Annotated in this window: 9 protein-coding genes and 1 tRNA gene; 4 read left to right on the top strand and 6 right to left on the bottom strand. The window is 71.6% G+C overall.

Features of this window, described 5'->3' with window-relative positions:
- The 6 genes from Q7W29_05500 to Q7W29_05525 form a co-directional block, all read right to left on the bottom strand.
- A partial coding sequence (locus tag Q7W29_05500; protein MDO9171270.1) for a hypothetical protein occupies positions 1–959 on the bottom strand: 959 nt, incomplete at its 3' end.
- Between the two features lie 136 nt (positions 960–1,095).
- Positions 1,096–2,142 carry a FlgD immunoglobulin-like domain containing protein gene (locus tag Q7W29_05505; GenBank protein ID MDO9171271.1) on the bottom strand — a complete coding sequence of 349 codons (1,047 nt, stop codon included), beginning with the start codon at positions 2,140–2,142 and terminating at the stop codon, positions 1,096–1,098.
- 254 nt (positions 2,143–2,396) lie between these two features.
- Positions 2,397–3,782, bottom strand: coding sequence for a hypothetical protein (locus Q7W29_05510; GenBank protein ID MDO9171272.1), 1,386 nt, complete (start codon positions 3,780–3,782; stop codon positions 2,397–2,399).
- On the bottom strand, positions 3,748–4,269 hold the full coding sequence (locus tag Q7W29_05515) for a zf-HC2 domain-containing protein (GenBank protein MDO9171273.1): 522 nt from the start codon (positions 4,267–4,269) through the stop codon (positions 3,748–3,750). Before Q7W29_05515 ends, Q7W29_05510 begins: the two co-directional genes overlap by 35 nt.
- 161 nt (positions 4,270–4,430) lie before the next feature.
- Entirely contained in the window at positions 4,431–5,012 is a 582-nt protein-coding gene (locus tag Q7W29_05520; GenBank protein ID MDO9171274.1) for a sigma-70 family RNA polymerase sigma factor, read from the bottom strand.
- 86 nt (positions 5,013–5,098) lie between these two features.
- Positions 5,099–6,886 carry an agmatine deiminase family protein gene (locus tag Q7W29_05525; GenBank protein ID MDO9171275.1) on the bottom strand — a complete coding sequence of 596 codons (1,788 nt, stop codon included), beginning with the start codon at positions 6,884–6,886 and terminating at the stop codon, positions 5,099–5,101.
- A gap of 177 nt (positions 6,887–7,063) precedes the next feature.
- Between Q7W29_05525 and eno the strand changes: the two genes are divergently transcribed.
- From eno to Q7W29_05545, 4 genes are all read left to right on the top strand, one after another.
- Positions 7,064–8,350 (top strand): phosphopyruvate hydratase, encoded by a 1,287-nt coding sequence (eno, locus tag Q7W29_05530; protein MDO9171276.1) that lies wholly within the window; start codon positions 7,064–7,066, stop codon positions 8,348–8,350.
- Positions 8,351–8,386: 36 nt separating this feature from the next.
- Positions 8,387–8,812 carry a septum formation initiator family protein gene (locus Q7W29_05535; protein ID MDO9171277.1) on the top strand — a complete coding sequence of 142 codons (426 nt, stop codon included), beginning with the start codon at positions 8,387–8,389 and terminating at the stop codon, positions 8,810–8,812.
- A gap of 81 nt (positions 8,813–8,893) precedes the next feature.
- Positions 8,894–8,970: transfer RNA gene (locus Q7W29_05540), tRNA-Met, on the top strand.
- A gap of 191 nt (positions 8,971–9,161) precedes the next feature.
- Positions 9,162–9,603, top strand: a 442-nt coding sequence (locus tag Q7W29_05545) for a glycoside hydrolase family 16 protein (protein ID MDO9171278.1), incomplete at its 3' end; no start/stop codon positions are given.

Here is a 9,603-nt window from a genome sequence, read left to right on the forward strand (position 1 = left end):
CGCAACGCGGGATCGTCGGGCGACAGGGCGATGGCCTGGTCGATGAGGATCAGCCCCTCGGGATCGCGATTCGACCCGATGCACACCAGGGCGGCCTGGGACCAGACCTGGGCATCACGCGGGAGACGGACTCCCCCCTCGCCGAGCGACAGCGCCAGCGAGACGGCGCGCTCGGGATCGCCGAGGGCGGCGTCGGCCTCCAGTAGGATCCGCAGGCCCTGATCGTCGAGATCGGTGCGCCAGAGCGGCGCCAGCAGGAGTCTGGCCGCCTCGGGCTGGCCGGCGCGCAGACGGGCGAGGGCCAGCTGCTGCCCGCTCTGCGGGGTGGGCGCCAAGGCGTGGAGACGCTCCAGATCCGGCAACGCGGCGACCGGGTCGCCATCGGCCAGCCGGCAGCGCACCCGGGCCCTCAACAGGCGCGGATCGTCCGGGTCGCAGATCCCCGTCGCGATCGCCAGCGTCGCCGTCGCCTCGCGCAGCAGCCCGTAATCGATCAGGACGTGGGCGAGTTCGAGCCGCACGACGCAGTCGGCGGGGGCGAGATCGCAGGCCAGACCGTATTCCGCCAGCGCCCGGCCGCGCCGGTCGAGGGCGACCAGCAGCGTGGCCAGGTTGCGGTGGTTGGCGGCCTCCGTCGGCCCCCAGAGCACGGCCAGTTCCAGGTGGGCCAGCGCCGCGTCATGGCGGCCGAGGCGTTGCAGGGCGAGGCCCGCGCGCTGGTGCAAGCGCCAGCGCAGGTCCTCGTCCAGGCCGTCGTCGGCCAGCTCGGCTTCGGCGCGCCCGGCGACGGCTTCCCAGTCGCCTGCCGTCGCCAGCGAGTCGACGGCCGCCAGGCCGCGCTGGTGGCGCGCGCGGGGCGACTCGCCGCGCAGGGCGCCGGCGTCGACGCCCGCCGCCAGCGCCGCGCAGAGGACCGCCGCGGCCAACGACCGCATCCCGACGTGTCCGATGATCGTCACATGACCTCCCCGTCATCCCTCTGCGGACCAGGGTACGCCGACAGGTCGGCGGGGACAACCGGTGAGCGTGCAGACGTGGGGAGATCGGCGCCAGGGCCGCGGTCGCCCCCCCCGGGACGGCCGCGACCCCAGGCGCTCAGCGCGCGACGGTGACGGTGCCGCGTCCCGCGGTCCGTTGCCAAGTCAGCGCATAGGCGTAGCGTCCGGACGCCGCCGGCCGGCCGGCGTCGTCGTCGCCGTCCCAGGACACCAGCAGGCGGCCGTTGCGGATCTCCCCGCCGCGCACCGTGCGGACGGCCTGGCCGCGCAGGTCGTAGACGGTCAACAGCGCAGTGCCCGCGTCGCCGGATGCGTCGGCGGGCAGGGTCATCGCGACGGTGGTCAGGGGGTTGCAGGGGTTGGGGAACGCGGTGCAGGCGAGCGACGGGGCGACGACCGGGCCGCTGCCCAGCGATTCGCTCAGGAACGCCTGGAGGCCGTCGACCTGGTCGGGGGTGACCAGGGATGCGTTCTCGATGGCGCCGCTGGCGGTCGCCAGCTCGCCGCCGAAGAGGAAGCGGATGTCCTCGGCCAGGATCTCGCGGGCCCGCTGCGCGTGCGGGGCGTCGGGGCCGTGATCGCCGCCGGCGAGGCCGCGCAGCTCGAGGTAGCGGCGCCACTGCTCGGGGCGGCGGTCGAAGCAGGCCCAGGTCAGCACGTGGCCGAGCTCGTGGACCGTCACGTCGGCCACGGTGCTCGCGGCGACGGGCCCGAAGGCCGGCGACAGCACGATGGCGCCACCGCGCGCGAAACTGCCGAGCACCTCGGCCGGGGGGGCGGGCAGCAGGAACACGTCGACGTCGAGGTCGACCTGCAGGTGCTGCAGATCGTCCAGCGCGTCGGCGACGACGTCCTCGGGCAGAGGCTGGAACCCGTCGATGTCGCGACGGGCCAGGCGCGGATCGTCCGGGCCCTGGAGCAGTTCGATCTCGCCGAGGGCCGGGTGGCGCAGCAGCAGCGCGCCGTCCGCGTGGACGATGTAGGCAGCCAGGTCGGCGGGGGTGTGGATGCGGACGCGCAGGCCGCTGGACGCGGTGAAGGTCCGGGCGGCGGCGTCGCCGGCCCAGGCGACGGCGAACAACGCCACCAGGAACATCGCGCCGCGACGGGTCCGAGTCGGGAATCGTGAGTTCGTCCGGTCCATCTTGGCCCCCTGTGATCCTTGGTCCCCCCCTAAGAGACGTCGGTCCGGTGGCTGGGAGGAGATCCCGCAGGGTTCGTGCCGCCACGGAACGGACGGCGGCCGGCGACCGGACCCGGGCCGGATCTTGACACACAACTGGATGGAAAACAAGGGGTTGGATCCGGCGTCGCCGTTTCGGAGGCAGGCGGGGTCACCGGTGTAGGGACCGCAGACTGGGTGAATTCACGCAGCGCCCGGGGGGAAAATCCCCCCGTTCAGACGGTGGTCGGACGGTGGCGTCCGCCGAAACGGCTGTCGAGGATGGCGCCGACGCCCAGGCAGTAGATCGGCAGCTGCACGACCACGGCCAGCAGTTCCAGCATCCTGCCGAAACCGGTCAGCGCCGGGATCGCCGTCAGGATCGCGCCGATGATCGCCGGCGAGAGGATCACGAAGAGACCGGCCGCGATGCAGCCGAGCGACTGCAGCCGGTCCGGGAAACGCGCCGCGCAGAGCCGCGTGCCGATCCGGCCGGCCACGATGCCGAGAGCGACCAGGCCCAGGACGACGTAGGCCAGGCCGAGCATCAGGGCCAGGGGGATCCCGATGATCGTCATCGCGAGCACGGCCACCACCACCACGAACAGGAAGTGCCCGAGCACGAGCCACGCCAGGCCGACCAGCAGGCTGCGTCCCGGTTGCGCCGAGAGGCGGTCCGTCACGGCCGCCAGCCGCCAGGCCGGCATCAGGGCGACCGTCAGGAGCGTCAAGCCGAACAGCACGCCGAGCGGGAGCAGGACCAGCAGCCCGGTGGCGCCGCCGCCGACAACGCGATTCAGGCCGTCGTCGGTGCTGATGCCGGCGATGCCCACCGTGATCACGTTGCCATCGACCCTCGCGGTCTCGTCGCGACGCGACGTACCGAACACCGTGACAGCATTGCCTTCCACCACGGCCTCGTCGGCCAGGGTCAGCGACCCGCCCACCACGACGACGTCGCCGTCGACCTGGCCGAGGATCGTCGCGTCGCCGAGCAGGACCACCACGTTGCCGGTGACGCGCTCGTCGCTCTCGACCACGGCGTCGTTGCCCGTGGCGACGATCTCCGAACCGATGATCCGGCGCTCGGGCGGCTCTTCGGCGAACACGTCCCAGTTGAAGGCATGGGCCTGCTGGCGGAACTTCGAGATTTCGTTCTCGAGGTCGAGCGTGTCGGGCAGCTCGGCCAGGATCGTCGCGGTGATGGCGCTGAGGCCCTGGCTGACCTTCTCGCTCCAGTCGGCGGGGAACTCGATCTGGAGGTTGCCGCTGGGATTGGAGACCTGGAGGCGGCGCTCGTCGATGCGGACGTCGAGGTCCTGGAGCTGGGCCTCCATCTCCTTGATGACCTGTTCGAGGCCCTGCATCGCCTGGGCGACCTGCGGGTCGTGCGCGGTCTTCAACGAATCCTGGAGGGTCTCGATACGGTTCAGTCGCTGGCGGATGGCGATCCGCAGCGAATCCTGGCGGGCGGAGGCGCGCGCGGAGGGCGGCGCCGGCGGCGCGGGCTGCGCGTCGCAGACGGAGGCGACCGTCAGCCCCAGCATCAGCGCCAGGAGCAGGACGGACCGCGGCGCGACGCCGCGGTCAGCGCGGGATCGACCTGTGCACCGTCGCGACATAGACCCTCCGGGTCAGATTCTGCAGGCGGACCGACAGTTCGGGCAGGCAACCGACGCCGGCGACCGTCCAGGCGGCGGTCCCCGCGGCGGCGCCCGAGGCGGCAGCGGTCAAAGCGGCAGCCGCGGCGAGCAGGCCGACGAGCCGCACCGACCGCGACCTCAACCAGGCCGGCAGGCTCTCGTGTTCCAGCAGGATGGGCACCCGCGGGCTGCGCAGCGGGGCCATGGCCCGGTAGTTCTCGTAGGGCACCGCGGCCAGGATGCGGGCGTCGAAATCGGCGGGCGCCTCGATCGGCGGCATGTCGCCCAACCGCGCGTAGAGCGCCTGGAGCGTCTCGAGCTGCGCGCGGCAGCCGCCGCACTCGCGCACGTGCAGGAACACGGCCAGGGACTCCCGTTTCGGGAGGGCCTGGTCGAGGTAGTCCTGCATCCTGTCGCGCGCCAGCCGGCATTCCGGCGGCGCGGGTTGCTGCATTCCGGTCTTCATGATCGTCCTCCAGGGTCTCCTACCCGCGGCGCCGCGCCGCGCCTTCCGTCGCCCGGCCCGCGGCGCCGGTGTCCCACCGACGGCCTTCGTTCGCGTCCATGGGTAGTCGTACGGCATCCCTGGCTTGGGGTTTCACGGTTTCGGGACCTTTTCCTTCCGGATCATATCTCATAGGAGCGGGCCTGCAACATCTGCTGGATCATGGCCCGGGCCCGGTGGATCCGGGCCTTGACCGTGCCGAGGGGCAGGTCCAGGACCACCGCGATGTCCTCGTAGGACAGATCCTGGTCGTGCCGCAGCAGGATGATGACCTTGTAATGAGGGGGCAGGTCGGCGACGACCTCCTCCAGCCGTTCCATCGCTTCGCTGCGTTCGAGCAGCCGGTCGGGGCCGGGACCGTCGTCGGGCAGCGGCAGGTCCATGGGTTCGCCGTCGGGGCCGGTAAAACCGTCCAACGACAAGAACCGCATGCGGTTGCGGCGCAGGTGGTCGATGCAGTGGTTGGTGGCGATCCGGAAGATCCAGCTCGAGAAGGCGTAGGTCTCGTCGAACCGGTCGAGCAGCGAGAAGACCTTGATGAAGACTTCCTGGGCGAGGTCCCGGGCGTCCTCGGCCCGCCGCGTCATCCGGAAGCACAGCCCGTAGATGGCGTTGCGGTAACGCCCGAGGAGTTCGGCGAACGCCGCCTCCTCGCCGCGCTTGCAGCGGCGGACCAGCTTCAGGTCCTCGTTGCGATCGAACATCCCGCCGCACTCCCCCGTCCAGCCTGACGACGCGGCGAAGATAGGGGGAGCGCCGCCCGATGGTCAACCAGATCCCCCGCGGCGGCTCAGCGCACGAGCGTGACCGGGCGGTGATGACGCAGGCCGGCCGCCTCGAGCACGAAGGTGTAGACGCCCGAAGCCGCGGGCCGGCCGGCATCGTCGCGGCCGTCCCAGACCAGGTCCGTCGGGCCCGCCGGGTGCGGGCCGCCGTCCAGCAGCCGACGCACCAGGCGGCCGCGCGCGTCCACCACCGACAGGCGGACCGGCGCCGCTTCGCGCAGTTCGAACCGGAAGCCGACCGTCGGGTTGGCGGGGTTCGGCCAGGGCGCGGCGACCCGTACGGACGCAGCCGGCGAAGCATCGACGGACGTGGTCGGCGCCAGCAGGCGCAGCGCGTGGCGGACGACCGGTGCGGCGCGGGGCGACGACGCTTGGCGGCCGGACGCGTCGGCGGCCAGCACGTAGTACTCGACGTCCGTGTCCGCGTCCGGCGCCGGGATCCGCCCGAGGCGCGCGCCGCCGCCCAGGTCGGTCATCGGCACGCTCGTCCAGGCGCCGCCGGCCGGGCGGTAGACCAGGTCCACGGCCGTCAACGCTTCCCCGCTGTGCGCCGTGACGAGGGCCTGCAGGTCGGCGGGGCCGACGACCTCGCCGGTCGGCGGCGCGTGCTCCACGCGCAGCATGCCGCGGTCGAACACGCCCATGACCCGGCAGTGCAGCGCGTCGTCGGTGAGGAAGCCGGCGTGGGCGAAGCCGCGGACGTCGTGGCCGGGCGCGGCCGCACGGTAGGCCTGCAGGGCGGCCGTGTCGCCGGCCGCGTTCCCGAACAGCGGCACGTAGATGCGGCGGTTCAGAACCAGGCTGTTGGTGTAGGAGGCCGGGCTGCCGCCGCCGATGTCCTGGCAGGTCACGCGGTGGACGCGGTAGTTGCGGCCGGTGGAGGCGGTGAGCGACGCCAGCAGCGTCGCGCGCTGCTCGAGCGCGGCGTACGTGTGGTGGGCGGGCCAGACCTGCTTGACCAGGACCGTCTCCTCGTCCAGGAACTTGGCCCAGGTGTCGATGTGGTGGATGCCGCCGGACTCGATGTCGTCCACGACCGTGTACTGCTGAAGGCCGTAATAGTCGGCCATCAACTGGTCGACCTCGGCCGCGTCCATGCCGTTGGCCGCGGCGGCCTCGTCGTAGACGAGCCGCGTGGAACTGCCGACGTGGTCGCCGTCGGTCATGTAGTTGCCGCCGGTGTGGTACATGTCGTGGCTGTGGACCGGCAGGCCCTGCTGCTCGGCGAAGTGGATCGGGATCAGGTCGTCGTTCGGCCGGTAGGGCCGGTTGTAGACGTGGTCCACGATCGCCAGGTCACCCGCGCCGTCGAAGACGAACCAGGGGCCGTAGTCGCGCGTCCAGATCGAGTCGTTGGGGCGCACGAGGAACTGGACGCTTCCGAGGTCCACGCCGTTGGCCGACAGGTTGGCCTGCGCCGCCGCCTGGGAGGCGCTGGACACCACGACGTGGAGCGTCACGACATCGTCCAGGTCGCGCAGCAGCGCGTAGGGCAGGCCCAGCGGGTAGCGGATCAGCACGCCGGTGGCCGGCTCCCACTCCGCGACGTTGCGCACCGGCGCGGCGGGCGGCGGGTCGGCGAGCGTGCCGCGCCGCGGCATCAGCGACTCCAGGCCGCGCCAGGCCTCCCGCTCGCGGAGCGTCTCGCGCCGGGGCAGCAGGTCTTCCAGGTTGTCGACGTCCCGCTCCGGCGGCGGGTCGCCGCCCGCGGCGGCGACGGCGGGCGACAGGCCCAGGGCCAGGGCGAGGACCAGGTACGACAGGCGCAGGGGCGCGACGGCGTTGCGGTGCATGACGGACCTTTCGCGGCGGCGACGGCGACGACGGATCCCGTGATGATACCACGCGGCGGCGGCGGCGGCGAGGGTCGCGGCGCCGCGCCCGGCCTTGACACCCCCCCGGGCGCGGCCTAGACTGCCCCCGAGCCCACCGCAGCCATCCCGACTCCCGACCCGAAAGAGGCGCCCCCGATGACGAACATCGAAGCGATCCAGGCCCGCCAGATCCTCGATTCCCGCGGCAATCCGACCGTCGAGGTCGACGTCTTCCTGGATGGGGGCGACGTGGGTCGGGCGGCCGTGCCCAGCGGCGCCTCCACCGGCGAGCACGAGGCCATCGAGCTGCGCGACGGCGATCCGGACGTCTACCACGGCAAGGGCGTGCTGAAGGCCGTGCAGAACATCCAGGAGATCATCGAACCCGAGCTGCTGGACATCGACGCCACCGACCAGGTGCTGGTCGACCGCATCCTCTGCGAGCTGGACGGGACGCCGAACAAGTCGAAGCTGGGCGCCAACGCGATCCTCGGTGTGTCCCTGGCCGTGGCCCAGGCGGCGTCGAAGGCGGTCTCGCTGCCCTTCTACCAGTACCTCGGGGGCGTGGCGGCGCGCACCCTGCCCGTGCCGATGATGAACGTCCTGAACGGGGGCGCCCACGCCGACAACAACGTGGACATCCAGGAGTTCATGATCATGCCCACCGGCGCCTCCTGCTTCGCCGAGGCCCTGCAGATGGGCGCGGAGGTCTTCCACACGCTGCGCAAGGTGCTGACGGAGATGGGCCTGTCCACCGGCGTCGGGGACGAGGGCGGCTTCGCGCCCAACCTGCGCAGCAACCGCGAGGCCCTGGACGTGCTGATGAAGGCCATCGAGAAGGCCGGCTACCGCCCCGGCGAGGACATCGGCTTGGCCCTGGACTGCGCCGCGAGCGGCTTCTTCAAGGACGGGCGCTACACGCTGCAGGCCGAGGGCGGCGAGGCGTGGGAGGCCGGCCGCCTGATCAAGTGGTACGAGTCGCTGGTGGGCTCCTACCCCATCGTCTCGATCGAGGACGGGCTCGACGAGAACGACTGGGAGGGCTGGGGCGCCCTGAGCGAGAGCCTGGCCGGGCGCATCCAGATCGTCGGCGACGACCTCTTCGTGACCAACCCCGAACGGCTGCGCCGCGGGATCGAGGAGGGCTGCGCGAACAGCATCCTGATCAAGCTGAACCAGATCGGGACGCTGACCGAGACGCTCGAGACGATCGAGATCGCGAAGCGCGCGGCCTACACGAACGTCGTCAGCCACCGCAGCGGCGAGACCGAGGACGTGACCATCGCCAACCTGGCGGTCGCGACCAACGCCGGCCAGATCAAGACCGGTTCGCTGTGCCGCAGCGAGCGCATCGCGAAGTACAACGAGCTGCTGCGCATCGAGGAGGAGCTCGGCGACCTGGCGGTCTACCCCGGCAAGGGCTGCTTCTACAACCTGGATTGAGGCGCCGCCCGCCGGCGCCCGGTTCAAGGAGGAACCGTGGTCCGTATCCCCGGCTTCCGGTCCGCGCCGCCGACGGCGCGGCCGGCCCCGGCCTTCGCCCGCGGCGCGCCCGCCGTGCGGGGGTCCCCGCTGCGGCGGCGCCTGCGCCTGTCCCTGCTGTGGCTCGGCGGCGCGGCGGTCGGGGTGCTGCTGTACAGCTCGCTGACCGGCGCCAACGGCCTGCGCACGTACCTGGACCTGCGCCAGGAGCGGCTGCGCCTGGAACGGGAGGTGGCCGAGTTGCAGCGACGGCGCGCGGAAATCGAGACCGGCCTGGTCGCGCTGCGCGACACCGCGGACACCGAGACGCTGGAGCGGATCGCCCGCGAGAAGTACCGGATGCGGCGGCCGCAGGAGAAGGTGATCGAGATCGTCGGCGAGGACGCGCTGGCGCCGGCGCCCGAGCCAACCGCGGGCGAATGACGGGCGGCTTGACAGTCCCGGGCCGGCTCCCTATATTGGCCGCCCGTTGGCGAAGGCGCCGCGGCGGAACGATGAACTGGATGCGGGGTGGAGCAGTCTGGTAGCTCGTTGGGCTCATAACCCAAAGGTCGCAGGTTCAAATCCTGCCCCCGCTACCACATAGAAAGAGTCCCCGATGTCCTGCAAAAGGGCGCGGGGATTCTTTTTGCCCTCAGCCCGCCGAGATCGCTCCCGACACGCCCAGGTGCGCCCCCGGTTTCCGTTGTGAAACGGCGGTCGGCCGTCCCGAACGGTGCGATTTTACTATGTACGGACTCCGAACAAAGTGTATACTGTAACGATGCCGCCGATGTGCAACCTGCCAAGGGAGACCGAGCTGATGATGCCCTCGAGAGCCCGCGCCCATGTCCAGGCCTTCGCCGTCGCGATCACCGTCCTGATCGGAATGGCGACGCCCGCCCTGGCCGCCTTCTCCCTCGTCTGGTCCGACGAGTTCGACGGAACGAGCCTCAACACGGGCAACTGGACCATCGACATCGGCGACGGCTGTCCCAACCTCTGCGGGTGGGGCAACGCCGAGCTCCAGTACTACCGGTCCCAGAACGTCGCGGTGTCCGGCGGCAACCTGATCCTCACGGCCCGCGACGAAACCTACGGCGGCCGCCAGTTCACCTCGGGCAAGGTCCACACGCGGGGCAAGCACGCCTTCCTCTACGGCCGCATGGAGATGAGGGCCAAGATCCCCACCGGCGGTGGGATGTGGCCCGCCTTCTGGATGATGCCGCAGGACG

This window comes from bacterium, from assembly GCA_030654305.1.
In the GTDB taxonomy this organism is placed as follows: domain Bacteria; phylum Krumholzibacteriota; class Krumholzibacteriia; order LZORAL124-64-63; family LZORAL124-64-63; genus PNOJ01.

Coding starts and splice junctions, on each gene's coding strand:
- Q7W29_05505 (MDO9171271.1), bottom strand. CDS start 2,142: ATGGACCGGACGAACTCACGATTCCCGACTCGGACCCGTCGCGGCGCG.
- Q7W29_05510 (MDO9171272.1), bottom strand. CDS start 3,782: ATGTCGCGACGGTGCACAGGTCGATCCCGCGCTGACCGCGGCGTCGCG.
- Q7W29_05515 (MDO9171273.1), bottom strand. CDS start 4,269: ATGAAGACCGGAATGCAGCAACCCGCGCCGCCGGAATGCCGGCTGGCG.
- Q7W29_05520 (MDO9171274.1), bottom strand. CDS start 5,012: ATGTTCGATCGCAACGAGGACCTGAAGCTGGTCCGCCGCTGCAAGCGC.
- Q7W29_05525 (MDO9171275.1), bottom strand. CDS start 6,886: ATGCACCGCAACGCCGTCGCGCCCCTGCGCCTGTCGTACCTGGTCCTC.
- eno (MDO9171276.1), top strand. CDS start 7,064: ATGACGAACATCGAAGCGATCCAGGCCCGCCAGATCCTCGATTCCCGC.